General features: G+C 72.8%; 24 protein-coding genes and 1 pseudogene. 14 read left to right on the forward strand and 11 right to left on the reverse strand.

The window, feature by feature from the left end; translation table 11 throughout:
* The first annotated feature begins 326 nt into the window (after positions 1–326).
* The 5 genes from RI138_RS08040 to RI138_RS08060 all read left to right on the forward strand — a co-directional run bounded on the left by RI138_RS08040 (position 327) and on the right by RI138_RS08060 (position 6,108).
* Positions 327–1,577 (forward strand): prenyltransferase/squalene oxidase repeat-containing protein, encoded by a 1,251-nt coding sequence (locus RI138_RS08040; RefSeq protein ID WP_311119355.1) that lies wholly within the window; start codon positions 327–329, stop codon positions 1,575–1,577.
* Positions 1,574–2,281: an SCO2322 family protein gene (locus tag RI138_RS08045; protein WP_311119356.1), complete on the forward strand. Its 708-nt coding sequence runs from the start codon at positions 1,574–1,576 to the stop codon at positions 2,279–2,281. Before RI138_RS08040 ends, RI138_RS08045 begins: the two co-directional genes overlap by 4 nt.
* Entirely contained in the window at positions 2,278–3,450 is a 1,173-nt protein-coding gene (locus tag RI138_RS08050) for an energy-coupling factor transporter transmembrane component T (protein ID WP_311119357.1), read from the forward strand. Before RI138_RS08045 ends, RI138_RS08050 begins: the two co-directional genes overlap by 4 nt.
* Positions 3,447–5,180 carry an ABC transporter ATP-binding protein gene (locus tag RI138_RS08055; RefSeq protein WP_311119358.1) on the forward strand — a complete coding sequence of 578 codons (1,734 nt, stop codon included), beginning with the start codon at positions 3,447–3,449 and terminating at the stop codon, positions 5,178–5,180. Before RI138_RS08050 ends, RI138_RS08055 begins: the two co-directional genes overlap by 4 nt.
* A 73-nt stretch (positions 5,181–5,253) precedes the next feature.
* The gene (locus RI138_RS08060) at positions 5,254–6,108 is read left to right on the forward strand and encodes an ECF transporter S component (RefSeq protein WP_311119359.1); all 855 of its coding nucleotides are present in this window, start codon (positions 5,254–5,256) and stop codon (positions 6,106–6,108) included.
* Positions 6,109–6,147: 39 nt separating this feature from the next.
* Here RI138_RS08060 and RI138_RS08065 read toward each other — a convergent pair whose 3' ends face one another.
* Complete coding sequence (locus RI138_RS08065; RefSeq protein ID WP_311119360.1) at positions 6,148–7,326, reverse strand: steroid 3-ketoacyl-CoA thiolase; 1,179 nt, start codon at positions 7,324–7,326, stop codon at positions 6,148–6,150.
* Positions 7,327–7,688: 362 nt separating this feature from the next.
* On the opposite strand from RI138_RS08065, the gene RI138_RS08070 reads away from it, so the two are divergent.
* On the forward strand, positions 7,689–8,942 hold the full coding sequence (locus RI138_RS08070; RefSeq protein ID WP_311119361.1) for a cytochrome P450: 1,254 nt from the start codon (positions 7,689–7,691) through the stop codon (positions 8,940–8,942).
* A 159-nt stretch (positions 8,943–9,101) separates the two neighbouring features.
* Here the strand turns inward: RI138_RS08070 and RI138_RS08075 are convergent, their stop codons facing one another.
* Both RI138_RS08075 and RI138_RS08080 read right to left on the reverse strand, forming a co-directional pair.
* Positions 9,102–11,240 carry a bifunctional glycosyltransferase 87/phosphatase PAP2 family protein gene (locus RI138_RS08075; protein WP_311119362.1) on the reverse strand — a complete coding sequence of 713 codons (2,139 nt, stop codon included), beginning with the start codon at positions 11,238–11,240 and terminating at the stop codon, positions 9,102–9,104.
* A 179-nt stretch (positions 11,241–11,419) separates the two neighbouring features.
* On the reverse strand, positions 11,420–11,554 hold the full coding sequence (locus RI138_RS08080) for a hypothetical protein (RefSeq protein ID WP_311123076.1): 135 nt from the start codon (positions 11,552–11,554) through the stop codon (positions 11,420–11,422).
* Positions 11,555–11,666: 112 nt separating this feature from the next.
* Between RI138_RS08080 and RI138_RS08085 the strand changes: the two genes are divergently transcribed.
* The gene (locus RI138_RS08085) at positions 11,667–12,155 is read left to right on the forward strand and encodes a GNAT family N-acetyltransferase (protein WP_311119363.1); all 489 of its coding nucleotides are present in this window, start codon (positions 11,667–11,669) and stop codon (positions 12,153–12,155) included.
* 48 nt (positions 12,156–12,203) lie between these two features.
* Here RI138_RS08085 and RI138_RS08090 read toward each other — a convergent pair whose 3' ends face one another.
* Positions 12,204–14,291: an MDR family MFS transporter gene (locus RI138_RS08090; protein WP_311119364.1), complete on the reverse strand. Its 2,088-nt coding sequence runs from the start codon at positions 14,289–14,291 to the stop codon at positions 12,204–12,206.
* Between the two features lie 175 nt (positions 14,292–14,466).
* Between RI138_RS08090 and RI138_RS08095 the strand changes: the two genes are divergently transcribed.
* Together RI138_RS08095 and RI138_RS08100 are read left to right on the forward strand one after the other, a co-directional pair.
* The gene (locus RI138_RS08095) at positions 14,467–15,588 is read left to right on the forward strand and encodes a peptidoglycan-binding domain-containing protein (RefSeq protein WP_311119365.1); all 1,122 of its coding nucleotides are present in this window, start codon (positions 14,467–14,469) and stop codon (positions 15,586–15,588) included.
* 256 nt (positions 15,589–15,844) lie between these two features.
* A complete protein-coding gene (locus RI138_RS08100; protein WP_311119366.1) occupies positions 15,845–16,507 on the forward strand; it encodes an HAD-IA family hydrolase in 663 nt (220 codons plus the stop codon).
* A 16-nt stretch (positions 16,508–16,523) separates the two neighbouring features.
* On the opposite strand, the gene RI138_RS08105 is transcribed toward RI138_RS08100, so the two are convergent.
* Positions 16,524–17,258: an ABC transporter permease gene (locus RI138_RS08105; RefSeq protein WP_311119367.1), complete on the reverse strand. Its 735-nt coding sequence runs from the start codon at positions 17,256–17,258 to the stop codon at positions 16,524–16,526.
* A 232-nt stretch (positions 17,259–17,490) separates the two neighbouring features.
* Between RI138_RS08105 and RI138_RS08110 the strand changes: the two genes are divergently transcribed.
* From RI138_RS08110 to RI138_RS08120, 3 genes are all read left to right on the forward strand, one after another.
* Entirely contained in the window at positions 17,491–18,135 is a 645-nt protein-coding gene (locus tag RI138_RS08110) for an HNH endonuclease family protein (RefSeq protein ID WP_096623068.1), read from the forward strand.
* 84 nt (positions 18,136–18,219) lie between these two features.
* Entirely contained in the window at positions 18,220–20,133 is a 1,914-nt protein-coding gene (locus tag RI138_RS08115) for an alkaline phosphatase D family protein (RefSeq protein ID WP_311119368.1), read from the forward strand.
* Between the two features lie 84 nt (positions 20,134–20,217).
* Positions 20,218–20,667, forward strand: a complete 450-nt coding sequence (locus RI138_RS08120; RefSeq protein ID WP_311119369.1) for a DoxX family protein — start codon at positions 20,218–20,220, stop codon at positions 20,665–20,667.
* 223 nt (positions 20,668–20,890) lie between these two features.
* Here RI138_RS08120 and RI138_RS08125 read toward each other — a convergent pair whose 3' ends face one another.
* The gene (locus RI138_RS08125; protein WP_311122821.1) at positions 20,891–21,652 is read right to left on the reverse strand and encodes a superoxide dismutase family protein; all 762 of its coding nucleotides are present in this window, start codon (positions 21,650–21,652) and stop codon (positions 20,891–20,893) included.
* Positions 21,653–21,881: 229 nt separating this feature from the next.
* On the opposite strand from RI138_RS08125, the gene RI138_RS08130 reads away from it, so the two are divergent.
* Positions 21,882–22,817 (forward strand): DedA family protein, encoded by a 936-nt coding sequence (locus tag RI138_RS08130; protein ID WP_311119370.1) that lies wholly within the window; start codon positions 21,882–21,884, stop codon positions 22,815–22,817.
* Positions 22,818–22,848: 31 nt separating this feature from the next.
* On the opposite strand, the gene RI138_RS08135 is transcribed toward RI138_RS08130, so the two are convergent.
* From RI138_RS08135 to RI138_RS08150, 4 genes are all read right to left on the reverse strand, one after another.
* Positions 22,849–23,073, reverse strand: coding sequence for a DUF2277 domain-containing protein (locus tag RI138_RS08135; protein WP_096623074.1), 225 nt, complete (start codon positions 23,071–23,073; stop codon positions 22,849–22,851).
* A 101-nt stretch (positions 23,074–23,174) separates the two neighbouring features.
* Positions 23,175–23,639 carry a DUF7144 family membrane protein gene (locus RI138_RS08140; protein ID WP_311119371.1) on the reverse strand — a complete coding sequence of 155 codons (465 nt, stop codon included), beginning with the start codon at positions 23,637–23,639 and terminating at the stop codon, positions 23,175–23,177.
* A 132-nt stretch (positions 23,640–23,771) separates the two neighbouring features.
* The gene (locus RI138_RS08145; protein ID WP_096623078.1) at positions 23,772–24,116 is read right to left on the reverse strand and encodes a hypothetical protein; all 345 of its coding nucleotides are present in this window, start codon (positions 24,114–24,116) and stop codon (positions 23,772–23,774) included.
* 91 nt (positions 24,117–24,207) lie between these two features.
* Positions 24,208–24,426, reverse strand: coding sequence for a hypothetical protein (locus tag RI138_RS08150; protein ID WP_311119372.1), 219 nt, complete (start codon positions 24,424–24,426; stop codon positions 24,208–24,210).
* Positions 24,427–24,559: 133 nt separating this feature from the next.
* Between RI138_RS08150 and RI138_RS08155 the strand changes: the two genes are divergently transcribed.
* Complete coding sequence (locus RI138_RS08155) at positions 24,560–25,183, forward strand: histidine phosphatase family protein (RefSeq protein ID WP_311119373.1); 624 nt, start codon at positions 24,560–24,562, stop codon at positions 25,181–25,183.
* A 12-nt stretch (positions 25,184–25,195) separates the two neighbouring features.
* Here RI138_RS08155 and RI138_RS08160 read toward each other — a convergent pair.
* Positions 25,196–25,845: pseudogene (locus RI138_RS08160) on the reverse strand (inositol monophosphatase family protein).
* Between the last annotated feature and the right edge of the window lie 64 nt (positions 25,846–25,909).

Raw genomic sequence — 25,909 nt, forward strand, 5'->3', positions numbered from 1 at the left:
CCGTGGGTTCCCGATGCCGTACACGGTCCGCCACCCCCAGGTCCACGTGGTACGGACCGGTAGAGTGAGCGGGTCGTCATCATGCCCGTACAGGGGTGGGCCGGTGCGAATCCGGCGCTGGACCCCAGCCGTGAACCGTCCGCCCGACGGCAGCCGGACCGCCCTGTCCGCGGAGCGTGAGCGGCTCGGGCAGGTCGGCACTTCGACGACCGGCCCTCGGGCCACCGGAACCCCGGTGGCCGGCACCGTCGAGGCATACGGGGCCGGAGCCCGGTGCCCTCGTGCGCCCGGGGAGTCCGGCCCTCGCAGGAGAGGCCCAGCCCGCCATGACCGTACGCCGCAGCGCAGCCGCGCTCGCGACCACCGCCGTGCTCCTGGGCGCGGCCGCGCCCGTAGCGGTCGCCGCACCGAGCCCCTCCCCGTCGGCCGAGCTGCCGCCGGGGCTCTACGGCACCACCGACCCGACGTACGACGGGGTCTGGCGGCAGTCGCTGGCCTTCCTGGCGCAGAAGATCGAGTACGTCACACCGTCGACGCAGGCGGTGGACTGGCTGGTGGGGCAGCAGTGCGACAGCGGGGCGTTCACCTCGTACCGGGACGCCTCCGAGCCCTGCGACGCCTCGACGGTGATGGACACCAACGCCACCGCCGCCGCCGTCCAGGCCCTCGTCGAGCTCAACCAGCACCGCGACGCCGCGAACAACGGCGCCGACTGGCTGAAGTCCGTCCAGAACGAGGACGGCGGCTGGGGCTACAACCCCGGCAGCCCGAGCGACGCGAACTCCACCGGTGTCGTGATCGGCGCCCTCGCCCGGGCCGACGTGCCGATCAACGAGCTCACCACCGCCGACGGCAGCACCCCGTACACCGCGCTCCAGGCCCTCGCCATCCCGTGCGGGGAGAAGGACGGCGGCGCGTTCGCCTACCAGCCGGGCAAGAAGGGCGAGCTCGTCGCCAACCTGGACTCCTCGGCGGCCGCCGTGCTCGGTCTGCTGGGCCGGGGCATGGCCATCGGGAACGCCAACGCGGTGAAGGACCCCGTCTGCACGAAGGGCGACGACCTCAGCCCGGAGCAGAGCGCGCAGAACGGCGCTTCCTTCCTCGCGGACACGCTGGAGAAGTCGCCGTATCTGGAGCAGCCCCCGATGCCGGGCGCCGAGGACAGCGCGCCGCAGCCCGACTTCGGCAACACCGCCGACGCCGTCGTCGCGCTCTCCGCCTCCGGGCACAAGGACAAGGCCGAGGCCTCCGTCAGCTGGCTGGCCAAGAACTCCAAGACCTGGGCGCAGCAGGGCGGTCCGGCCGCCACAGCCCAGTTGATCTTCGCCGCGCACGCGACCGGCGCGGACGCCCGCAGCTTCGGCGGCGTCGACCTCGTCAAGCAGCTCAACGCGACCGGCCCCGCCCCGGCCGCCACCGCCACGCCCGCACCGACGCGGACCGGTACCCAGCCCACCAGCGGCACCAGCAGCGACGACGGCGGGCTCGGGCTGTGGTGGCTGATCGGCATCGGACTGCTCGTCGGCACGGGCATCGGCTTCCTGCTCAGCATGCGCCGGAAGAAGCAGCAGCCGTGACGAGGCGTACACCGGCCCTGGCACATCTGCGGGCCCCCGTCGTCGCTCTGCTGACCGCGCTGGTCGCCGCCTCCGCCGTCCTGCTGGGGGCGGGCAGCGCCGAGGCCGCCGGGTACCGCTACTGGTCCTTCTGGGAGGGCAACGGCAAGAACTGGGAGTACGCCACCCAGGGCCCGGCCGTCCTGCGCCCGGACGACGGTACGGTCCAGGGCTTCCGGTTCGCCGTGAGCGAGGACTCCGGCGACGCGGACCAGCCGCGCCGCGCCCCCGACTTCGGGGCGATCTGCGCGGACACCCCGGCGGAGGACGGCTCCAAGCGGATCGCCCTGGTGATCGACCCGGGAACCGCCGCCGACGCCCCGGACGGCGAGAAGCCGCCCGCGCTGCGCACGGCGTGCGCGCAGGTCGCGCCGGACGCCAGCAGCGCGGACGCGCTCGCCTCGGTGGCGAAGCCCCTGCGGTACGACAGCAGCGCCATGCTCTGCGCGATCTCCGGCTACCCCAAGTCGGGCTGCGGCGAGCAGGTGTCGGGGGACGGAAGCGGGAAGTCGTCCGGACCCTCCAGGACGGCCGAAGAGGCGGAAGGCGCTGACGAGGGAGGTGACGGGGGTAGCGGAGGTCCCTCCGTCGGGCTCCTCGTCGGCATCGGCGCCGTCCTGCTGCTCGGCATCGCCGCCGTCATCCAGGCCCGCCGCCGCCGGTGACCGCCGCCCCGGCCCCCGCCCGGCTGCTCCGCCGCGCCCTGCGCGCGCCGCAGGCCGACCGCGGCAACGCGCTGCCCGCCGGGGCGTGGTGGCTCTGGGCCCTGGGGCTCGCCACCGCCGCGTCCCGGACGACGAACCCGCTGCTGCTCGGGCTGCTGGTGGGCGTGGCGGGGTACGTGGTCGCGGCCCGGCGGACGGACGCCCCGTGGGCCCGTTCCTACGGGGCGTTCGTCAAGCTCGGGCTGTTCGTCGTGGCGCTGCGCGTGGTGTTCTCCGTCTTCCTCGGGTCGCCGATCCCCGGTTCGCACACGGTGTTCGTTCTCCCCGAACTTCCGTTGCCCGACTGGGCGCAGGGGGTGCGGATCGGCGGCCGGGTCACGGCGGAACAGCTGGTGTTCGCCCTGTACGACGGGATGAAGCTGGCCACGCTGCTGATCTGTGTCGGCGCGGCGAACGCGCTGGCCAACCCGGCCCGGCTGCTGAAGTCGCTGCCCGGTGCGCTGTACGAGGTGGGGGTCGCCGTCGTGGTGGCGATGACGTTCGCGCCGAACATGGTGGCCGACGTGGTCCGGCTGCGCACCGCGCGGCGGCTGCGGGGCCGTCCGACCGGTGGGGTGCGGGCGGTGGCGCAGATCGGGCTGCCGGTGCTGGAGGGGGCGCTGGAGCGGTCCGTGGCGCTGGCCGCGTCGATGGACGCGCGCGGCTACGGGCGCACCGCCCAGGTTCCGGCGGCCGTCCGGCACACCACGAACGTCCTCACGCTGGGCGGGCTGCTCGGGGTGTGCGCGGGAACGTACGGGCTGCTGGCCGCTCAGGGGGCGGTGTACGGGCTGCCGCTGCTGCTGGCCGGTCTGGTCACGGCGCTGGCGGGGCTGCGGCTCGGCGGCCGTCGCTCGGTGCGGACCCGCTACCGGCCGGACCGGTGGGGGGTACGGGCCTGGCTGGTGGCGTGCTCGGGTGCGGCGGTCGCGGCGGTGATGATCTGGGCGGGCGCGGCCGATCCGGACGCGCTGCGCCCCGGTGTCGTACCACTGACCGCGCCGGTGCTGCCGCTGTGGCCCGCGGCGGCCGCGCTGATCGGGCTGCTGCCCGCGCTGGTCGCGCCCGTACCGCCGTCGTCGTCCCCCGGGGCAGGGAAACAGGCACATCGCAGCAAGGAGCTGGCGTGATCAGGTTCGAGCGGGTCTCCGTGCGGTACGAGGGCACGGAGCGGCCCACGCTGTCCGGCGTCGACCTCACGGTCCCCGAGGGCGAACTCGTGCTGCTCGTCGGCCCTTCGGGGGTCGGCAAGTCGACTTTGCTGGGGACGGTCTCGGGGCTCGTCCCGCACTTCACGGGCGGGCTGCTGTCGGGCCGGGTCACGGTGGACGGGCGCGACACCCGTACGCACAAGCCGCGTGAACTGGCCGATCTGGTCGGCACGGTGGGGCAGGACCCGCTCGCGCACTTCGTCACGGACACCGTCGAGGACGAGCTCGCGTACGGCATGGAGTCGCTGGGTCTGGCCCCCGACGTGATGCGCCGCCGGGTCGAGGAGACGCTCGACCTGCTGGGCCTGGCCGAGCTGCGCGACCGCCCGATCGCGACCCTGTCGGGTGGCCAGCAGCAGCGCGTGGCGATCGGCTCGGTGCTCACTCCGCACCCGAAGGTGCTGGTGCTCGACGAGCCGACCTCGGCGCTGGACCCGGCGGCGGCCGAGGAGGTCCTCGCGGTGCTCCAGCGGCTGGTCCACGACCTGGGCACGACCGTGCTGATGGCCGAGCACCGGCTGGAGCGGGTGGTGCAGTACGCGGACCAGGTCATCCTGCTGCCCGCGCCGGGCGTCGCCCCCGTCACGGGGCCGCCCGCCGAGATCATGAGGGTGTCGCCGGTCCGGCCGCCGGTGGCCGAACTGGGGCTGCTGGCGGGCTGGGACCCGCTGCCCCTGTCGGTACGGGACGCGCGGCGCGGGGCGGGTGCGCTGCGGACCCGGCTGGCGGACGCGGCCGTGCCCGCGCGTACGGCGGCCGCACCGGTGCCGGAGCCTGCGCGGCCGGTCGCTCCGGAGCGACCCGGGCCCGGACGGCTCGCCCGGCTGCTGGGCCGGGGCCGGACGGGCGGCCCCCGCGTGTCCGACCGGTCCGCCGCCCCCGCCGTCGATCCGGTCACCCGGGTCGAGGGGCTCGGGGTGCGGCGCGGCCGGATCGAGGCGTTGCGGCGGGTGGAACTCACCGTGGCCCCGGGCGAGACGGTGGCCCTGATGGGCCGCAACGGGGCCGGGAAGTCCACGCTGCTCGGCGCGCTCGTCGGCATGATCGAGCCCACCTCGGGCGCCGTGCGCGTCGGCGGGCTCGCCCCGGCCCGGACGGGCCCGGGGGCGATGGTGCGCCGGGTCGGGCTCGTACCGCAGGAGCCGCGCGATCTGCTGTACGCGGACACGGTGGCCGCGGAGTGCGCGGCGGCCGACCGGGACGCGGGCGCGGCGGAGGGCACCTGCCGGGCGCTGGTGTCGGAGCTGCTGCCCGGGGTCGGGGACGGCACCCACCCCCGGGACCTGTCCGAGGGCCAGCGGCTCGCGCTCGCCCTGGCGCTCGTACTGACCGGCCGCCCGCCGCTGTTGCTGCTGGACGAGCCGACGCGCGGCCTGGACTACGCGGCGAAGGCCCGCCTCGTCGGCGTCCTGCGCGCCCTGGCCGCCGAGGGCCACGCGATCGTCCTGGCCACGCACGATGTGGAGCTGGCGGCGGAGCTGGCGCACCGGGTGGTGATCCTCGCCGACGGGGAGGTCGTCGCGGACGGCCCGACCGGGCGGGTGGTGGTCTCCTCCCCCGCGTTCGCCCCGCAGACGGCGAAGATCCTGGCCCCGCAGGAGTGGCTGACCGTGTCCCAGGTGCGCGGGGCGCTGGAGGCGGGCGCGTGAGCGGAATCACGGGAGTACGGGAGCGGGCACCCCGGCCCGGCGCGGGGCTGGGCGTACGGAAGCGGGGCGCGCGATGAGCGTACGGGAGCGGGCGGTACGCGGGCGGGCCGTACCGGAGCCCATGGCCCGGCCCGTGCGGCTCGGGCCGAAGTCGGTGGCCGCGCTGGTGCTGATCGGGGCCGTCGGCGTGGTCGCCTTCGGGTGGCCGCTGCTGGCGGACGCCGGGTCCGGGCTCGCGCACGCCGTCGACGCGCCGTGGCTGTTCGCGGCGTTGCTGCCGCTGCTGGTCGCGGTGGTGGTGGCGACGATCTCCGAGTCGGGGATGGACGCGAAGGCGGTCGCGATGCTCGGCGTGCTGGCCGCGGTGGGGGCGGCGCTGCGCCCGCTGGGGGCGGGGACGGCGGGCCTGGAGCCGATGTTCTTCCTGATGGTGTTGAGCGGCCGGGTGCTGGGTCCCGGGTTCGGCTTCGTCCTCGGCTCGGTGACCATGTTCGCCTCGGCGCTGCTGACGGGCGGGGTGGGTCCGTGGATGCCGTTCCAGATGCTGGCGATGGGCTGGTTCACGATGGGCGCGGGCCTGCTGCCGGGGCCCGACCGGCTGCGCGGGCGGGCGGAGCTGGCGATGCTGGCCGGCTACGGCTGGGTGGCGGCGTTCGCGTACGGCACGGTGATGAATCTCCAGGGCTGGCCGCTCATCGCCGGGCTGGGTTCGGGCGTCTCGTTCGTCGCGGGGGACCCGCTGCACGAGAACCTGGTGCGCTTCCTCGCCTACTGCGCGGCGACCTCGCTCGGCTGGGACCTGGGCCGGGCGGCGCTGACCGTCGTCCTGACCCTCACGGTCGGACCGACCCTGCTGAGGGCGCTGCGCCGGGCGACCCGGCGGGCGGCGTTCGACGCGCGCGGCGCGTTCGGGGAGCCCGGGGGGTGATGGCCCCCGGGGCTCGTCCGGTACCGGCCGCAGACGGGGTCACAGCCGCTGGATGATCGTTCCCGTCGCCAGCGCGCCGCCCGCGCACATCGTGATGAGGGCGAACTCCTTGTCGCGGCGTTCCAGTTCGTGCAGGGCCGTGGTGATCAGCCGGGCCCCCGTGGCGCCGACCGGATGGCCGAGGGCGATCGCGCCGCCGTTGACGTTGACCTTCTCCAGGCCGTCGAGGTCCGCCTCGAACTCCTGCGCCCAGCTCAGCACCACCGACGCGAACGCCTCGTTGATCTCGACGAGGTCGATGTCCCGCAGCGACATCCCGGCCTTGCCGAGCACCGCCCGGGTCGCGTCGATCGGACCGTCGAGGTGGTAGTGCGGGTCGGAGCCGACCAGCGCCTGGGCCACGATCCGGGCCCGGGGCCTGAGCTTCAGGGCCCGCGCCATCCGCTTCGAGGACCACAGGATGGCCGCGGCCCCGTCCGATATCTGCGAGGAGTTGCCCGCGGTGTGGATCGCGCTCGGCATGACGGTCTTCAGCCCGGCGAGCGCCTCCATCGAGGTGTCCCGCAGTCCCTCGTCCCGGTCGACGAGCCGCCACATGCCCTGCCCGGCCGCCTGTTCCTCCTCGGTGGTCGGCACCTGGACGGCGTACGTCTCGCGCTTGAAGCGCTCCTCGGCCCAGGCGGCGGCGGCCCGCTGCTGGGAGAGCAGGCCGAGCGCGTCGACCCGCTCCCGGGTCAGGCCGCGCTTACGGGCGATGCGCTCGGCGGCCTCGAACTGGTTGGGCAGGTCGACGTTCCACTCGTCGGGCCAGGGCTTACCCGGGCCGTGCTTGGAGCCGCTGCCCAGCGGGACCCGGGACATCGCCTCCACGCCGCAGCTGATGCCCACGTCGATGACCCCGGCCGCCACCATGTTGGCGACCATGTGGGACGCCTGCTGCGAGGAGCCGCACTGGCAGTCCACGGTGGTGGCGGCGGTCTCGTACGGCAGGCCCACCGTCAGCCAGGCGGTTCGGGCCGGGTTCATGGACTGCTCTCCGGCGTGGGTGACGGTGCCGCCGACGATCTGTTCGACGCAGTCGGCCTGGATGCCGGTGCGGCCGAGAAGTTCACGGTAGGTCTCGCCCAACAGGTAGGCGGGGTGCAGATTGGCGAGTGCGCCCCCGCGCCTGCCGATGGGGGTGCGTACGGCTTCGACGATGACGGGTTCCGCGGCCATGAGCTCGTCCTCTCCTCACGCTTCCGCTGGGGCTTCCCGGCGCCCACGGAAGGAACTAGTACGCGTTCTAGTTCTGCAAGCAGTCTCGTGACGGCGGCCCTGCCGCGCAAGGGGCGTGCACGCACCACGCGCGCGCCCCCCGGCGAGCCGACAGGCGCGGCACCGGCGGCAGAGGCACCCGCACCGCCACCGGAAACCCCCGCACGGGCATCGGGGGCAACAGATCTGGCCACGACCCTTGCCACTTGTAGAACTCGTTACTACCTTGCGGGGCAACTTCTGATGGGTCGTCAGGATGCCGGATGGCCGGCCGGGCGGCTCCCCGAACGGTTCGCCGCCAGATCCGGAGTGGAGAGGTGCCCATGCGCTGCCCCCATCTGCCCGACGGGTTCGACTTCACCGACCCCGACCTCCTCCAAGCCCGCGTTCCGCACCCGGAGTTCGCCCTCATGCGGCAGACGGCACCGGTCTGGTGGTGCACCCAGCCCGCCAACATCTCGGGGTTCGGCGACGAGGGCTACTGGGCCGTGACCCGCCACGCGGACGTCAAGTACGTCTCCACGCACCCGGAGTTGTTCTCCTCGAACACCAACACCGCCGTCATCCGCTTCAACGAGACGATCAGCCGCGACCAGATCGAGGTCCAGAAGCTGATCATGCTGAACATGGACCCGCCCGAACACACCCGGGTCCGCCAGATCGTCCAGCGCGGCTTCACCCCGCGCGCGGTGCGCTCCCTGGAGTCGGCCCTGCGCACCCGGGCCCGCAGCATCGTGGAGACGGCCCTCGCCTCGGCCGACACCGACGGCTCCTTCGACTTCGTCACCGACATCGCGGTGGAACTCCCGCTCCAGGCCATCGCCGAACTCATCGGCGTACCGCAGGAGGACAGGACCAAGATCTTCGACTGGTCCAACAAGATGGCCGCGTACGACGACCCCGAGTACGCGATCACCGAGGAGATCGGCGCCGAGGCGGCCATGGAGATCGTGGCGTACTCGATGAACCTGGCGGCGGCCCGCAAGGAGTGCCCGGCGAAGGACATCGTCAGCCAGCTGGTCGCGGCGGAGGGCGAGGGGAACCTGTCATCCGACGAGTTCGGGTTCTTCGTGATCCTGCTGGCGGTGGCGGGGAACGAGACGACCCGTAACGCGATCAGCCACGGTATGCACGCCTTCCTCACCCATCCCGAACAGTGGGAGCTGTACAAGAGGGAGCGCCCGACGACGACGGCCGAGGAGATCGTGCGCTGGGCCACCCCCGTGGTGTCCTTCCAGCGGACCGCCACCCAGGACGTGGAGCTGGGCGGCCGGCGGATCAGGAAGGGCGAACGCGTCGGGCTGTTCTACTCCTCCGCCAACAACGACCCCGAGGTGTTCGACTCCCCGGAGGCCTTCGACATCACCCGCGACCCCAACCCGCACCTCGGGTTCGGCGGAGGCGGCCCGCACTTCTGCCTGGGCAAGTCGCTGGCCGTGATGGAGATCGACCTGATCTTCAACGCGATCGCCGACGTACTGCCCGATCTGCGGCTGCTGGAGGACCCGCGACGGCTGCGGTCGGCCTGGCTCAACGGCATCAAACAGCTCCAGGTGACCACGGCGGCGGCTTCCTGAGACAGCCCCGCCCGAGTGGCGGGCGGGGCCGGGAGGGCGGACCATGTAGGGACGCGGCGATCCACGCCGAAGGGGTGCCGGGACGGTGTACGTCGTCCCGGCACCCCTTCGGCCTGTTGCTGCCCTACTGCCCTTCGGTCCTGCTGCCCTCGTGCCCTGCTACTGCTTGCCGCCGACCTTCTCCGCGGGTACGCGCTCGGGTTCGGGCTCGGCGTCTGCGGGCTCCGCTGGTACGCGCTCGGGCGCGGGCGCGGCCACGGCCTCTGCGGGCTCCGCGGGTTCCGCCGTCGCCCGCTTCCCGTCGGCCACCAGCCTCCTCGGCCCCGAAAGCACGTATGTCAGCCCGAAGCCCAGCGTGACGACCAGCGCGCCACCGGCCGCGTCGAGCACCCAGTGATTGGCGGTGGCCACGATGGCGGCGATGGTGAAGAGCGGGTGCAGCAGACCGAGTGCCTTCATCCACATCTTCGGGGCCAGCATCACGATCACCACCCCGCACCACAGCGACCAGCCGAAGTGCAGTGACGGCATCGCCGCGTACTGGTTGGTGACGGTGGTCAGCGTCCCGTAGTCGGGCTTGGCGAAGTCCTGCACCCCGTGGACGGTGTCGATGAAGCCGAGGCCGGGCATGAGCCGGGGCGGGGCCAGCGGGTAGAGCCAGAAGCCGACGAGCGCCAGGAGCGTGGCGAAGCCGATGGAGGAGCGGACCCAGCGGTAGTCGGCGGGGCGACGCGCGTACAGCACGCCGAGAATCGTCAGCGGGACGATGAAGTGGAAGGTCAGGTAGTAGTAGTCGAAGAACTCGCGCAGCCAGTTGATCTGGACGACGGTGTGGTTGACCCAGTGCTCGATGTCGATGTGCAGCCACTGTTCGATCGCGTGGATCTGCCGTCCGTGCTCCTCGGCTACGGGGCGGCCCGCGGTGGCGGCGAGGCGGACCTGCGCGTAGGCGGAGTAGACGACCCGGATGAGCAGGAGCTCCAGCAGCAGGTTGGGGCGGCTGAGCACCCGGCGCCAGAACGGCAGGAGCGGCACGCGTCTCCAGCGCGCCGCCACCGGCTTCGCGTAGTCCGTGGGGATCGGGTGCTGCCAGTACGGCGAGGTACGGGGCAGGAACGGGGCGAGGCAGGCCGCGCCGAGGGCCGCGAGGAGCAGCACGTTGTCGCGTACGGGGTAGAGCGTCGCGATGTTCGGCAGCAGCATCGTCCCCGGCAGGGTGACGATCAGGACCACGACCGCCGGCCACACCAGCCGGTCGGAGGCCCGCCTGCCGACCCGGCCGACGACCGCGAGGAGCACCCAGAGCAGCTGGTGCTGCCATGCGGTCGGCGAGACGGCCACCACGACACAGCCGGTCACGGCCACGGCGAGGAGCAGCTGGCCGTCCTGGGCGTAGCGCACCGCGCGCCGCAGCCCGAGGAACACGACGACGGCGGCGAGCGCCAGGAACAGGGCGATCTCCAGGGGGCCTTCGAGCCCGAGCCTGAGCAGCGCCCCGTGCAGGGACTGGTTGGCCAGGCTGTCCGGGCGCTCGCCCAGCCCGGCGCCCGCGGCGTGGTGCGCCCAGTACATCCACGAGTCCTTCGGCGCCACGGCCCAGGCGGCGGCGGTGGCGAGCGCGAAGGTCGCGCCCGCGCTCACCGAGGCCTGCCGTCGGCCGGTCAGCCAGAGCAGGGCGGCGAAGAGCAGCAGCACCGGCTGGAGGGCTGCCGCGAGGCCGACGAGGACGCCCGCCGCCCGGTGCTCCCGTACGACGAACACGGCCAGAAGCACCAGCAGGACCGGCAGGATGCTGGTCTGGCCCAGGTGGAGGGCGTTGCGGACCGGCAGCGACAGCATGAGCAGGCTGATCGCGACGGGCGCGGCGAGCAGGACCGTCCGACGGCCGGCCGGCCGGGGCAGGGCGCGGGCCGCGACGATCCCGAGGGCGACGACCAGCAGCAGGGAGCCGAACGTCCAGGCGACGCCCAGGGCCTGCTGGGCCGCGGCGGTGAGAGGTTTCAGCACCACGCCGGCGAACGGCGTTCCGGTGAACCGGCCGCCGTCGTACAGCGCGCCGGTCGCATGCAGGACCCCGTTCTCCCCGGTCCAGGTCTCCAGATCGGTGAGCCGCTCCCCCGGTGGCTGCCGGAGCACCACCGCCACCTGCCGCACCGCCAGCACGGCCACGACCAGCCAGAGGACGGCCCTGGCCAGCCGGTCCCTCGCCCCCGCGTCCGATGCCCCGTCCGCTGCCGCGTCCCCACGCACACTGTGATCCGCTGTCGCCACGCTGCGCCGACCCTCCCACCGTTCCATGCATCGCCCCTTCGAGTGGGGCAGTGCAGGATGAAGCCTCGCATTGCCCTACGAGGCAGACACAATCAACCCCCTCTTTGCCTGACTGTCATCATGCTTTCGTCCAGAAGAATGACCGGGGAACGGAATCCTGGAGTCTCAGACAGCGACGGGACCGAGGCTGCCGGTGCGTCCGCCTGTCAGGCGGTGAGGAGCGGTACGTCGTCGGCCCCGCCCAGCACGACGATGCCGAAGGGCCGGTCGAAGGCGATGTGCCGGACCCGCCGCGGTCGCGGTGCGGCGTTCCGGGGGCCATCGCGGCCACCGTCCGCCACCGTCGCACTGTCGGCCGTTGCAGCGCTGTCGGCCGTCGCCCGGCCCCCTTCACTGCTGCCCCTGCACGCAATTGCGTCGCCGCACGGCTGTGCGCGAGCAAGAATGCCCCACATGACCTGGACCGTGACCACCGAACGATTCGACTCCCCCGACGCGACCGCGCTGCGCCGCGACTACTACGACGAGGTCGCGAGCCGCTATTGGCAGCGGCCCGCGACCGCCGAGGAGATCGCCGACGGTCTCACGGACGACGGCGCCGATCTGCTCACCCCGCCGACCGGGCAGTTCGTCGTCGGCCGCCACGAGGGCAAGGCCGCGGCCTGTGCCGGGCTGGTGCTGACGGAGGCCGCCGGGCCGGGGACGGCGGAGCTGACGCGGGTGTACGTGCGCCCGGCGTTCCGGGGTACGGGCGGCGGTGCGGTGCTGCTGGCCGCGGTCGAGGAGGCGGCGAGGGCGTTCGGCGTCCGGCTGCTGCGGCTGGATACCCGCACCGACCTGGTCGAGGCGCGCGGGCTGTACGCGAAGCACGGGTATCGGGAGGTGCCGGCGTTCCACCGCCGCACCCCGTACGCGGAGGTCTGGTTCGCCAAAGAGCTGTGATTCGCCGAGGAGGTGTGGGGGGAAGCCGCGCCCCGGCCCGCGCGCCGCTCAGGCGGACGGCGGGTGGGGACGGTCGTGGTGGCCGTGGCTCCAGTGGGCCTCGTGGTCGCGGGGAGGCTCCGGGGAGTGCGGGCGCTCCTTGCTCGAACCGCCGGCCTCCGCCGCCAGCTCGGCGACGAGTGCGACCAGGTCGGTGGGGCGCTCGGGCCCCCACCAGTCGCCCAGCAGTTCGGCGAGGGAGTCCTCACGGGCCTGGGAGAGCCGGACGACCGCCTCGCCCCCCGCGTCGGTGAGGATCATCTGCAGCCCCTCGCGACGGGCCAGCCCGCGTTCCTCCACCTGACGGGCCGCCTCGGTGATCACCCGCAGCGGTACGGGGGCCGTCTCGGCCAGCCGGGCGGGCTCGACCATGCCGTGCCGCTTGATCCGCAGCAGCAGCCAGCTGGAGGCGGGCAGCAGGTCGTACCCGGCGCGCGCGGTGATCTTCTCGTAGATCTCGCGGCGCCCCTCCCGGGTGGCGAGCACCGACAGGGCGCGGGCGCACTCGTCGTACGAGGAACGCTCCACGGGGTTGGACGCGAGGGTCTGGCTGGTGTCGGGAGCCGTCACCGAGCCCCGGAGCTTGTCCTCCCGGAGGAACCAGGCGAGGACGAAGGCGATGAGGACGACGGGTGCCGCGTACAGGAAGACGTCCGTGATGGAGGTGGAGTACGCGTCGAGGATCGAGGGGCGCAGGTCGGCCGGGAGCATCTGGATGGCCCGGGGGTCGGCCGCCAGCCGGTCGGCGTCGACGCCCGGCGGCAGGGAGCGGCCCGCGAGCGCGCTGTCCAGCTGGCCGGTGAGCCGGTTGGTGAAGACGGTGCCGAAGATGGCCACGCCGAAGGAGGCGCCGATGGAGCGGAAGAAGGTGGCTCCGGAGGTGGCGACACCCAGGTCCTGGTAGGAGACCGCGTTCTGCACGACGAGGACGAGGACCTGCATGACGAGGCCGAGTCCGGCGCCGAAGACGAAGAAGAAGACGCTCATCGCCCAAGTGGAGCTGGCCGGGTCCAGCCGGTGGAGCAGGAGCAGGCCGACGGCGGTGAGGGCGGTGCCCGCCAGCGGGAAGACCTTCCAGCGGCCGGTCCGGCTGACGATCTGCCCGGAGCCGGTCGAGGTGAGCAGCATGCCGAGGACCATCGGCAGCATGTGCACGCCGGACATGGTCGGCGTGATGCCGTGCACCACCTGGAGGAAGGTCGGCAGGTAGGTCATCGCGCCGAACATCGCGAAGCCGACGACGAAGCTGATCACGGCGACGAGGCTGAAGGTCCGGATCCGGAACAGCTTGAGCGGCAGCACCGGTTCGGCCGCCCGCCGTTCGGCGGCGACGAACGCGACGAGCAGGACGACGGCGAGCACCGCGAGCGCGATGATCCGCGCCGAACCCCAGGCCCAGGTCGTACCGCCGAGCGATGCGATGAGGACCAGGCAGGTGGCGACGGACGCGATGAGGAAGGTGCCCAGGTAGTCGATGGTGTGCTTCTCCCGGTGGACCGGGATGTGCAGCACGGCCGCGATGACGAGCAGGGCGACGACACCGATCGGCAGGTTGATGTAGAACACCCAGCGCCAGCTGAGGTGTTCGGTGAAGAACCCGCCCAACAGCGGCCCCAGGACGCTGGTCACACCGAAGACGGCACCGAACAGGCCCTGGTACTTGCCGCGTTCGCGGGGCGTGACGAGATCGCCGACGATCGCCATCGACAGCACCATGAGCCCGCCGCCGCCGAGCCCCTGGAGGGCGCGGAAGCCGATCAGCTGGGGCATGTTCTGGGCGATACCGCAGAGCGCGGAGCCGATGAGGAAGATGACGATCGCGGTCTGGAAGAGCTTCTTGCGGCCGTACTGGTCGCCGAGCTTGCCCCAGAGGGGGGTCGCCGCGGTCGCCGCCAGCATGTAGGCGGTGACCACCCAGGACAGATGGTCCATGCCGCCGAGTTCGCTGACGATGGTCGGCAGCGCCGTGGAGACGATGGTCTGATCGAGTGCCGCGAGCAGCATGCCGAGGAGCAGGGCGCCGATCGCCACCATGACGGTCCGCCGGGACTGTCCGTCGCCGGGGGCCAGCGGGGGCGGGCTCAGCTGCTGGGCCATGGGCGTCTCCTCGGTCCGCTGATCCACTACTCCCCCATCCTGGCCGTTTTCCTCCGTTATGGCCTGTTGTGCCCTGCCGGGCGCCGGCAGGGCACCTGGGGGCTCCCGGCAGGGCATTGGGCTTCCCCGGAGCGGGCTGCATAATCGCAGGCAGCTCAAGGGGAGGGGACCCACGATGACCGGACAGGCATGCCCGGAGTGCGGGAGACGGACGACCGGGGAGCCCGGTACGGAACACCGGGTGCCGTGCCGGTGCGGCGCGGGCGCACGTCCGGCGCCGCTCACGGAGGAGGAGCAGCGGGCCGCCCGTACGGCGGAGATCGCGGCGGCCGAGGACTTCGACCCGCTGAGGATCAGGCCGTACGTGAAGCTGACGGACGACTCCTCGGCGCCGCCGGAGGACGTTCCGGGCGCCGCGGCCACCACCATGCCGCTGTTCCTGGACACCGAGGGACGGGCCACGGCGGCGGAAGCGCGTACCGATGCGCGTACGAATGCGGGCACCGATATGGGTGCGGGCTTCGGTACGGACACGGGTGCGGGCACAGGCACGGCTGCGGGCTTCGGCACGGATTCCGTGTCGGGCGAGAGCCGCCGGCGCACCACCCCCACTGCCATCACCACCACCTCCGCCACCGTGAGCGCGGGCTACGACCCCGTGCAGCCGCGCCGCAGGCGCCCCTTCGCGGCCCTCGCCGTGGGGGCGGCCGTGGCCTCGGTGATCGGCACGGCAGCTTTCGCCGGGGGACTCTTCGGCGGCGACGGGAGCCAGGACGAGGCACTGCCGGAGGCGACCACGAGCGCCCCGGACACCGGGGGCGGACCGGCGGCGTCGGCGGCCCCGTCGCCCTCCGCGTCGGCGACCCCATCCCGTACCACCTCACCCTCGCCCACCCCGCCCCCCTCACCGTCCGCGTCTGCGTCCGCGTCGCCGACGAGGAGCGAGGAGCCGACCCCGACCGCCACCGCCCCGGCGACGCCGACGGCGGGCACCCCGTCGGCCCCGGCGACGGGCAGTGCGACCCCGGGGACACCGTCCGCAGCCCCGCCCGCGGGCCTGGCCGGACCCTCGCTCCGGCGTGGCGACCGGGGCCCGGAGGTGGCCGAGCTGCAGAAGCGGCTCATGGAGGTGTGGCTCTACGGGGGCCCGCCGGACGCGCACTACTCGGTCCGGGTGGAGAACGCCGTGACCGTCTACCAGTCGTACAAGCCGATCCAGGGGGACCCGGCAGGGGTGTACGGGCCGAACACGCGGCGCGCACTGGAGGCGGAGACGAGCGGACGGGGCCACCGCTGACCAGCCGACCGCGGAGCGGCTGACCGGTCGGCTGCGGAGCGGGCGAAGCCCCCGGACCGCCATGAAGGCAGGGCCCCGGAGCGGAGTGGTGAAGACTCCCGGACCAGGTCGGACCGGGTCGGACCAGGCTGATTGGCTTTCCGGCCCAGGTTTTTGTATGTTCGTGGAACAAAGTAGCTCCCGCCCGCACTCCCTGACCGGCGGGCGGGGCTGCTCTTGTACCGCACCACCGTCCCCCGCGTCCTGGAGCCAGCCGATGTCGGCAACCGTCCTCACCGCACGAGCCCTCCTGCTGGACATGGACGGCACCCTCGTGAACTCCGACGCGGTGGTGGAGCGCTGCTGGCGCCGCTGGGCGATCAAGCACGGGCTGGACCCCGAGGCCGCACTGAAGGTGGTGCACGGCCGCCAGGGGTACGCCACGATGGCGGTCCTGCTTCCGGACCGCCCGGTGGAGGAGAACTACGCGGACAACCGGGCGATGCTCGCCGAGGAGACCGCCGACGTCGAGGGCGTCGTACCGATCGGCGGGGCGCCCGCGTTCATGGCCTCGATCGCCGATCTGCCGCACGCGCTGGTGACCTCCGCCGACGCCGCGCTGGCGACGGCCCGGATGGGCGCGGCCGCCCTGCCGATGCCCGCCGTCCGCGTCACCGCGGAGCAGGTCGGCGCGAGCAAGCCGGACCCCGAGGGCTTCCTCAAGGGCGCGGCGGAGCTGGGCTTCGACGCGGCGGACTGCATCGTGTTCGAGGACTCCGAGGCGGGTATCGCGGCGGGCCGGGCGGCCGGGATGCGCGTCGTGGGCGTGGGCCCGCGCGCCGCGGCCCTGGCGCCGGACATACACGTCGAGGATCTGACGCGGGTACGGGTGGAGGCGGCGGGCGACGGCTCGATCCGCCTGCACATCAGCGGGGTCTGAGACCGCTCGGCAGCCGTCACCCCCGCCGCAGCCGCCCGCGGGCAACCAGCTCCAGCACCACCGCGACGGCCACCACCTGCACGGCCATCAGTGCCACCAGGACGAAGAGCTGCACGGCGCCCGCCTCCACGGGTGAGGCGCCGCCCAGCAGCATGCCCACGAACGCCCCCGGCAACGTGACGAGCCCGACCGTCCGGGTCTGGTCGAGACCCGGCAGCAACGCGTCCGACGCCGTCGGCCGGACGATCTCCAGCCGGGCGTCCCGGTCGAGCATCCCGAGCGCCATCCCCGCCTCCACCTCCCCGTAACGGGTGGCGAGCTCGTCCAGGGCGCGCCGCCCACCGAGCACGGTCGCGGTGAGCGCCCCGCCGATGAGGATGCCCGCGACCGGGATGAGGGCCAGGCCCCGGACCGGGACGAGCCCCGTGAGCAGCAGGGCCCCGACCACGGGAAGCACGCCCGCCCCGATCGGCAGGGCCGCCCACCGCCAGGTGTGATTGCCGGTGATCCGGCGGCCGGCGGTCCACACGGCCACGGCGAACATCAGCACCACGAACCCGAGGAGCGGCGCCAGGGAGCGGGCCACCCAGCCGATGAGCAGGGAGACGGCGGCGAGTTGGGCCGCAGCCCGCACGCCCGCGACGAGAATCTCGCGCGAGCGGCCGAGCGACGCCCACACCGCGACGAGGGCGGTGAGGACCAGCAGGACGGCGAGGACGACTCCGAGGGTGGCCGAGACCGGAAGCAGCACGCGGCAACGATAAGCCGGGAACGAGGACGCTCCGCCGCCCCGACAGAGGCGCGCCGGACACCCGTACCACCCTCCGCGCACCCCTCACACACGCCTTGCACACCCCTTGATGTGACGTGAACATGTCGTCACCCTGTCACCTGACGCCCATCCCCGAGAAACCTGGCGTCGCCACGATGGCCGGGCTCCACCCACCGCCCGCCCAATCACCCCCCGCGTCAAGGGAGTTCGTATGTCCGGTGTCTACGCGCGTCGGCTCTCCGTCGTCGCCGCAACCGCAGCGCTCGCCGCCACATCCGCCCTGTTCACCGCCCCGTCCGCGCAGGCCGCCATGCCCACCCCGGTCAGCGCGGCGACCGCACGCACGTACCTCGGCCAGCTCACCGTCGGCGCGGAGGGCTCGTCCAGCGGCTACAGCCGGGACAAGTTCCCGCACTGGATCACCCAGTCGGGGACCTGCAACACCCGCGAGGTCGTCCTCAAGCGCGACGGCACGAACGTCCAGCAGAACGCCGCCTGCGCCGCGATCAGCGGCAGTTGGTACTCGCCGTACGACGGCGCCACCTGGAGCGCCGCGTCCGACGTGGACATCGACCACATGATCCCCCTCGCCGAGGCCTGGCGCTCCGGCGCGAGCAGCTGGACCACCACCCAACGCCGGTCGTTCGCGAACGACCTGACCCGCCCCCAGCTCATCGCGGTCACCGACAACGTCAACCAGTCCAAGGGCGACAGGGACCCGGCCGAGTGGATGCCGCCGCGCACGGCGTACAAGTGCACGTACGTCCGCGCCTGGGTCCACGTGAAGCACCACTACGGCCTGAGCGTGGACCAGGCCGAGAAGAGCGCCCTGCAGACGGCCCTGAACGGCTGCTGACAGCCCGCTGGCCCACCGCCGGAACCCACCCCCCTCCCCGGTCGTTCAGCAGACACCCCTGACGCCGTCGCGAGGAGGCATCACATGGCGGGACTGCGTCTGGGTCCGCTGCTGCGGTACGTCGACTGGGAGTCCGGTTCCACCGCGACGGTCTGGGTCGAGGCCAGCCGTCCGTGCACGGTGAACGTCCGTTGCGCGGACGGCGCTTCGGGGGCGTCGCGGACCTTCGCGGTGGCCGGGCACCACTACGCCCTGGTGGTGGTGGAGGGGCTGACGCCCGGTTCCACGACGACGTACGAAGTGCTGATCGGGAACCGGCGCGTCTGGCCTCCCAAGGAATCACGCCTCCCGCCGAGCACCATCACCACACCCCGGGCCACGACCACGGCAACGGGCACGGCCACAGCCACGGACACAGGCAGGGCCACGGACACGGGCAGGGCCAGGACCTCCGCCACGGACACGTGCACAGTCACGGACACGAGGGCGGGTACGGGCACCAACACGGGCACGGACACCAGGGCCGACACAGGCACGAGGGTCGACACAGCACACGGCACAGCACACGGCACAGCGGCGGAACCGGCGGCCGGGGCGGAGGAGCCAGGCGTGCGGGTCTCGTTCGGCTCGTGCCGCTGGGCGGCAGCGCCCGGTGGCGGGCACGACCCCGCGGGACCGGACGCACTGGCCACCCTGGCCGCCCGGCTCGCCGCGGATCCGGCGGCCGAACGCCCCGACGTCCTGCTCCTCCTCGGCGATCAGGTGTACGCGGACGAGACCTCCCGGGCGACCCGGCGCAGGCTCGCCGCTCGCCGCGACCTGCGCGAGCCGCCGGGCGCGGAGGTCGCCGACTACGAGGAGTACACCTTCCTCTACGACGAATCGTGGCGGGACCCGGAGGTGCGCTGGCTGCTCTCGACGGTTCCCAGCTGCATGATCTTCGACGATCACGACGTCATCGACGACTGGAACACCAGCGCCGCCTGGCAGGAGCGGATTCGCGCCACCTCCTGGTGGCACGAGCGGATCGTCAGCGGGCTCATGTCGTACTGGGTCCACCAGCATCTGGGCAATCTCTCCCCCGCCGAACTGGCCGCCGACCCCGTGTACACGGCGGTGCGGGCCTCGCCCGACGGCACCGAGGCGCTGCGCCGCTTCGCGGCCGAGACCAACGCCGACCCCACCCGCACCCGCTGGAGCTACCAGCGTGTTTTCGGCCGAGTACGGCTGCTGATGGTGGACACCCGCGCGGCCCGCGTCCTGGCCGAGCAGGAGCGCGCGATGCTCGACCCCGAAGAGGACCGCTGGCTGCGGGACGAGGCTCTGGGCGACCCCGCTTCATACGATCACCTCCTGATCGGCAGCTCCCTGCCGTGGCTCCTGCCCCCGCTCGTCCACGACGCGGAACGCTGGAGCGCCGCCCTGTGCGCGGGCGTGCGCGGGGAGCGCTGGGCCCGGTTCGGCGAGAAGCTGCGCCGGGCGTCGGACCTGGAGCATTGGGCCGCCTTCCCGGATTCCTTCGACCGGTTCACGGAACTGCTGCGGGAGGCCGGAAGCGGGCCGGCCGCCCCGGCGACGGTATGCGTGCTCTCGGGCGATGTGCACCACGCCTACATCGCCGAGCCCCGATGGTCCGCCACCGGCGCCGCGAGCGCACCGCGGGCCCGCGTCCTCCAGCTGACCTGCTCCCCCACACACAATGCGGTCCCCCGCCCGCTCCGCGCCGCCTTCCGCTTCGGCTGGAGCCGGACGGGCCGGCGCCTCGGCCGCCTGCTGGCACGCCACGGCCGTACGCAAGCGTCGCCGGTGACCTGGAGCAGAGCCGGTGGCCCCTGGTTCGGTAACCAGCTCATGACGCTGACGTTGCGTGGCCGGAAGTCTGCGCTGGCATTGGCACAGGCCACAGCAGGCAGACGAGGAGCCCAGCTGGAGACGGTTCTTGAGCGTTCACTCACCCCCGAGGATGGGTCGACTTTCAGCCACTCGCCACAATGTTGAAGTTGCAAGTACTAGTGAGGTTTCCCTAACCTGAGGCACCCAGTCGGTTCCCGTCCCCACCTCGACCGAAGGAGCCCGCCCCCCATGCTCATCCGCCTGAACCATGCCCAGCCCTACGCGCTCAGCCTCTTCCGCTTCGTGATCGGCCTGCTCTTCGCCTGCCACGGCGCCTCCTCGCTCTTCGGAGTGCTCGGCGGCAACCAGGTGGAGGCCGGTGCCTGGCCCGGCTGGTACGCCGCCCTGATCCAGCTGGTCTGCGGCGTTCTCGTCGCCCTCGGCCTCGGCACCCGCGCCGCCGCCTTCCTCGCCTCGGGCTCGATGGCCTACGCCTACTTCAAGGTTCATCAGCCCGACGGGCTGATGCCGATCGAGAACGGCGGCGGACTGTCGGCGCTGTTCTGCTGGGCGTTCCTGCTCCTGGTCTTCACCGGACCTGGCGCCGTGGCACTGGATCGCCTCTTCGGCGCGCGGAGCGCCGAGGATCCGGCCGGGGACGCGTCCCGACGCGAAGACACCTCGGCCGTCACGGCCTGACCCGCCGCCAGGCCCGACCGCACGCCTGACGGCCTGATACGGCAGTGGCCCTCACCTCTTGCCCCGGAGGCGAGGGCCACCTCCGTACAGCAGGTAGACCAGGCACAGCAGAGACCGCGAAGCAGAGATGAGACCCGCGGGCTTAGCGGGTACAGCGGGCACAGCGGGCACGTCCAGGCGCATCCAGGCGCATCGGAACGCGCAGGCCCCTTCAGGCCCGCCCTCAGCCCCGCCCCATGGGACCGAACGGCACTGTGAAGCAGGCCGCCCGCTCCCCCGCACCACCCTGTCGGTCGTGAATGATCACCGATCCCGCTCCGCCCTCGCGGAATCCCCAGCGGTGCCGGGCCTCGGCCCGCCCGGCACCGTCCGCGTCGGTCCGGAAGTCCAGCCACACCTCGTTGACCGGGTCCGCCGTCGCCGACGGACGGTGCTGGTAGTGCGGCCCGGCCGCGGCGGGATCGGCGCCGCACGGGGAGGTGTGCACGTGCATCCCGTACGCACGGTTCGGCACGAGCCCCCGCAGCCGGGCGGTGACCCGGGTGCCGGTCCCGTCCGCGTACTCCGTGACCTCGATCCGCGCGCCCGCCGGCACCAGAACGGTGTCGTACGTCAGGGCCTCGGACGGGACGAAGGCGCCGGGCGGCGAGAACACTCCCGCGGCCCGCATCCAGAAGCCGCCGCCCCGCGTGACGGCCTCGTCGGAGGGACGCGGGTCGCCGCCGGCCGGGACCGCCGCCGCGGGCCCCGTCGCATGGGCGCCATGCGCGCCGGACGCTCCGTCATCGCCCGCACCATGGGCGACGCCGAACCCACCGGCCAGCGCCAGCAGGGCCAACGCCCCCGCCAGCACGGCGGGGGCCCGCAGAACGCCCCGAGCCCCCGGCACCCCCGGCAACGCACCGCCCACCCGCGATGCCGTCCGCCGCGCACCCGAATTCGAGTGCGCCGCCCCGCTCCCCGTCCGTACGATCCATGCCGTCATGTGCTCCGTCTGCTTCATGTGCTTCATGTGCTGTACTGCTCCTCGCTCGCACCGGCCACTCCCCCCGCATAACGGCACAAGGCCCGCCAGGTGTACGTGAGGTGCACAACATCACCCGCCCTGGTCGATGGCCGGAGAACCCTCACGCGTACGCTGTACAGCTGAACCTGCCGCCCCTGCCGCTCCCCTGCGACGTCGCGGCGTTGACACGACCGGGGAGTAGTAGACGGTGCTAGAGAGTGTGGGCGCGCTGACCAGCAGCCCATGGATCTACGCGGTGGTCGCCCTCTCCGTACTCCTGGACGTTTTCCTCCCCCTGCTGCCCAGCGGCGTACTCGTGATCACGGCCGCCACGGCGGCGGCCGCGGGCTCCACCACCGTCAGCGGCGCCGGGGAGGGCACCTCCGGGCAGGTGCCCTCGCTGATCGTGCTGATCCTCTGCGCGACCACCGCTTCGGTGCTCGGTGACCTCGTCGCGTACCGGCTCGCCTGGCGCGGGGGCGACCGGCTGGACCGGGCCATCGCCCGCTCGCGACGCCTCACCACCGCGCAGGAACGTCTCGGCGCAGCGCTGAGCCGGGGTGGCGGGGCACTCGTCGTCATCGCCCGGTTCGCTCCGGCGGGCCGGTCCGTGGTCTCCCTGGGCGCGGGCGCCGCGCGCCGCAGGGTGCGGGACTTCCTGCCCTGGTCCGCACTGGCAGGCCTGGCCTGGGCCTGCTACAGCGTGGGGCTCGGCTACTTCGGCGGCCGGTGGCTGGGCTCGACCTGGTTCGGCACGGCGGTTTCCGTGCTGGCCCTGTTCATGGCGGGCGCGCTGGCCGCGTTCGTGGTCAAGCGCCCGACGGTGGCGCGGGCCACCGCGGAGGCGGCGACGGGGGCAGCGGGGGCTGTGAAGTCTCTGACGGCCGAGGGGACGGCTCCACCACCGTCACCTAAGGCGGCGAACGCAGCGAAGGCAGCGAACGCAGCGAAGGCAGCGAAGGCAGCGAAGGCAGCAGAATCACCAGAGGCAGTGCGAGCGCCGAACTCCCTCGCCCCGAAGGTAACTCCCGCTGCGGCCGCGCTCCCGTCCCAGGTCTCCGTACCGACGCCCGCGTCCGCCCCGGACCCCGGCCCCCTGACCGTACCGACCCAGGTATCGGCACCGACGCCCGTCACCCCCTGAGCGGCGGCCGCCCGGTCCCGGACTTCGTCTCTCAGCGGCGGGCCGCCGCCCCGCGTATCTCCAAACCGTCGAGCAGCTTCATCGTCGCTGCGGTGATCTCGTCGACGGCGCGGTCGAAGACTTCCCGGTTGTGCGCGGCGGGCGCGCGGAACCCGGAGACCTTGCGTACGTACTGAAGGGCGGCGGCCCGCATGTCCTCCTCGGTGGCCTCTTCGGGGAGGGCGGGCGGGCGGAGCGTCTTGATGCTGCGGCACATGTCTCCAGTGTGGACCGCACCACTGACAACGGACACCGGACACTGAACGGCCGGGACACCGGACGCCCGCCGCCCCGCCCACCGCCCCCGCCCGGACAGGTTCAGCCGTTCCGGACCGAGGCACTCGGATTCGACCGGTCCGTGCACAGGGCCCAGATGACGAAGACATCGATGGCGATGGTGACGAGGGCCCAGACCGGCGTGTACGGCAGCCACATGAAGTTGGCGATCAGGTTCAGCGCGGCGAGCGCGATACCCACGCCCCGGGCCCAGGTGGCGCCCGAAAGGATGCCCCAGCCCACGAAGATGAGGATCACGCCGAGGACGAGGTGGATCCAGCCCCACGAAGTCACGTTGAACTTGAAAACGTAGTCGTTGATCCGCGTGTACACGTCGTTGGAGGCGATCCCCGCGATGCCCTTCAGCACTCCGAGGATGCCGTCCACGAAGAGGAGGACACCGGCGAACACCGTTCCCCCCGCCGCCCACGCACTGCCGGACCCTCCGGCCGGGCGCGGGTCGGCGGGGCGCGAGGTCCCGGGGGTGGGCTCACTGGGCTGCGACATGAGGACTCCTTAGCCGGAACAGGCGCGGGCGCCTGCTGTCCTGACCTGCCCTGGTGGCGCGTGCAGATCAGCTCCGACATTCCTCCCGGCCCCTGGGGGCAGCCACCTGGACACACCCGTACGGGTGACACGTCACGGCGCATTGACCTGGACGATGCGCCCCTGGGCGTCGACAGTGAGGGCTACGCGCTCCACGCGGTTAACCAGGGACACTCCGGCCCAGACAAGCCCCCAGACCAGGCACGAGAAGACGGTGAGGATGGCGTGCAGCACATGGTTCACCGGCTGCCCGCGCACCAGCACCACCTGGCTCCCGGACCGCGACTCGACCCGCCACCCGCCGGCGATGCGCCGGCTCACCACCCAGTCCAGGATCAGCGCGCGCTGCGCGGCATCGGGGGGCTCACCCGCGGCGGCGTAATAGCCGGGAGGCGGCTCGATCGATGCGCTCTCGGGCGCCGTTCGACGACGCTTCACGGGACCACCCCCATGTGTCGCCTCACGGGACCACCCCTAGGTTTCACCTCACGGGACCCCCACGTGACGCACCGCATCCCACGTCAAGGGATCATCCCCACGTATCGAGATCACCGCCGCGCCATTCGATCAGCTCGGGCCGGTCCAGCTCGACGGCCTCGTCCGGCCCCGGAGCAAGCCCCGCGGCCCGCAGCATTGCGGCCACCTCACCCCGTCCGTGCGCCAGCCCCACGATCTGCCCGTGCACGGTCACCCGCCGCCCCCCGGTCGTGGACGGCGGGTGAACGATGACAGGCGGGTGCTCGGCCATGCCTCCACGGTGCCCCGACGACTGCGCGCGCGCATCCCGGGAGGCGGGAACGCGTACGGAACCGGGCTGGAACAACCCGGCGTCCACCCTTTCGTACGATCATGAAATCCGACGCCCGACGGAGGACGCGCCGATGACGGCAACTGCTGCCCGCTACCTGTACATCACGCGCCACGGTGAGGCGTCTTCGGACGAGAGCGCGTTGACGGAGAACGGCCGCCGCCAGGCCGCGCTGCTCGGGGAGCGGCTCGGCACGGTGCCCCTCACGGCAGTCCACCACGGCCCGCTTGCCCGCGCGGAGCAGACGGCCCGGCTGATCGGCGAGCAGCTCACCAACGTACCGCTGCTGCGGTCCGAAGCGGCCGGCGACTACATCCCTCACCTACCCCGCCGCGAGGAGTTGCCCCCGGAGTCGGCGGACGCGACGCTCGCACGCCTGGCGGGTTTCCCGGCGGAGGAACGCGAGAAGGGCCCGGAGCTGGCCGAGGAGGCCCTGGCACGGTTCACCGGCCCGGTGGAGGGGGACGAGCCCCGCCACCACCTCCTCGTCACCCACAACTTCCTGGTCGGCTGGCTCGTACGGGCAGCGCTCGACGCCCCGAAGTGGCGCTGGCTGGGCATCAATCACGCCAACGCGGCGCTGACCGTCATCCGTTACGCCCCCGACCGCCCGGCGTCCGTCCTCCTGTTCAACGACACCGGCCACCTCCCGAGGGACCTGCGCTGGACCGGCTTCCCGCCCGAACTGCACGTCTGAGAACTGCACTGGTCAGCTACGGATCATCGACAGGAGCGACGCATGCGTCTCGGCGTCCGCAGCGGCGACGAGACCGCGGCCCGCCGGCCCGAGCGGAGCCCCGTCGACTCCGGTGACGACGCATCCAGCAGCCCGGCAGAGGGCGATGCCCGCGGCGAAGTGCACGCTCTCGCGCAGGTCACCGCCGTCGGTGACGTACGCGGCACGCTTGCCCGCCGCGACCCAGGCGAGCGCGAGGGTGGTGGACACGACCCGGGGACGGAAGCGCTCGACGAAGGCGGGGTGGGCGAGCAGGTCCACGGCCCTGAACCCCGGCGCACCAGAAAGGGCGGATCCAGGTTCACATCCACGAGCCGGTTGTCCGAGGCAGGCACCAGGACCTCGCCGCCGTCGCCCGCCCCCTCATCCGCCTGCCGCCGAAGCCGGGCGGCCGTGCCATCGGTGAAGAAGACCTCACCCCCGAACGGATCGGCCACCGCGTCGCACTCCATGGCACCCAGCGTCGCGTGAACCCACTCGGGGTCCTCGTCGGTGAACAGGACCGAGTGCGCGGTGAAGGCGATCACCCCCGCATCCCGGGCACTGGGAGCGGCAACCACGGTCGTACGTCCATCAGCCTCCGGAAACCGCCCACGAGCGGCGTCGTCCAGTATCCCGGCCAGGGTCTGCCCCGTGAAGTGCCCTTTCGCTGTACGTCATCCGCTTCCATCATCGCGAGCACAGCCC

It is taken from the genome of Streptomyces durocortorensis (genome assembly GCF_031760065.1).
Lineage (GTDB): Bacteria > Actinomycetota > Actinomycetes > Streptomycetales > Streptomycetaceae > Streptomyces.

Bases quoted from the DNA above. Each gene is read 5' to 3' on its own strand.
- RI138_RS08075 (WP_311119362.1), bottom strand. From the start codon at position 11,240: ATGGAACGGTGGGAGGGTCGGCGCAGCGTGGCGACAGCGGATCACAGT.
- RI138_RS08110 (WP_096623068.1), top strand. From the start codon at position 17,491: ATGTCCGGTGTCTACGCGCGTCGGCTCTCCGTCGTCGCCGCAACCGCA.
- RI138_RS08140 (WP_311119371.1), bottom strand. From the start codon at position 23,639: ATGTCGCAGCCCAGTGAGCCCACCCCCGGGACCTCGCGCCCCGCCGAC.
- RI138_RS08115 (WP_311119368.1), top strand. From the start codon at position 18,220: ATGGCGGGACTGCGTCTGGGTCCGCTGCTGCGGTACGTCGACTGGGAG.
- RI138_RS08095 (WP_311119365.1), top strand. From the start codon at position 14,467: ATGACCGGACAGGCATGCCCGGAGTGCGGGAGACGGACGACCGGGGAG.
- RI138_RS08090 (WP_311119364.1), bottom strand. From the start codon at position 14,291: ATGGCCCAGCAGCTGAGCCCGCCCCCGCTGGCCCCCGGCGACGGACAG.
- RI138_RS08060 (WP_311119359.1), top strand. From the start codon at position 5,254: ATGAGCGTACGGGAGCGGGCGGTACGCGGGCGGGCCGTACCGGAGCCC.
- RI138_RS08085 (WP_311119363.1), top strand. From the start codon at position 11,667: ATGACCTGGACCGTGACCACCGAACGATTCGACTCCCCCGACGCGACC.
- RI138_RS08150 (WP_311119372.1), bottom strand. From the start codon at position 24,426: ATGGCCGAGCACCCGCCTGTCATCGTTCACCCGCCGTCCACGACCGGG.
- RI138_RS08135 (WP_096623074.1), bottom strand. From the start codon at position 23,073: ATGTGCCGCAGCATCAAGACGCTCCGCCCGCCCGCCCTCCCCGAAGAG.
- RI138_RS08155 (WP_311119373.1), top strand. From the start codon at position 24,560: ATGACGGCAACTGCTGCCCGCTACCTGTACATCACGCGCCACGGTGAG.
- RI138_RS08120 (WP_311119369.1), top strand. From the start codon at position 20,218: ATGCTCATCCGCCTGAACCATGCCCAGCCCTACGCGCTCAGCCTCTTC.
- RI138_RS08100 (WP_311119366.1), top strand. From the start codon at position 15,845: ATGTCGGCAACCGTCCTCACCGCACGAGCCCTCCTGCTGGACATGGAC.
- RI138_RS08070 (WP_311119361.1), top strand. From the start codon at position 7,689: ATGCGCTGCCCCCATCTGCCCGACGGGTTCGACTTCACCGACCCCGAC.
- RI138_RS08040 (WP_311119355.1), top strand. From the start codon at position 327: ATGACCGTACGCCGCAGCGCAGCCGCGCTCGCGACCACCGCCGTGCTC.
- RI138_RS08065 (WP_311119360.1), bottom strand. From the start codon at position 7,326: ATGGCCGCGGAACCCGTCATCGTCGAAGCCGTACGCACCCCCATCGGC.
- RI138_RS08125 (WP_311122821.1), bottom strand. From the start codon at position 21,652: ATGACGGCATGGATCGTACGGACGGGGAGCGGGGCGGCGCACTCGAAT.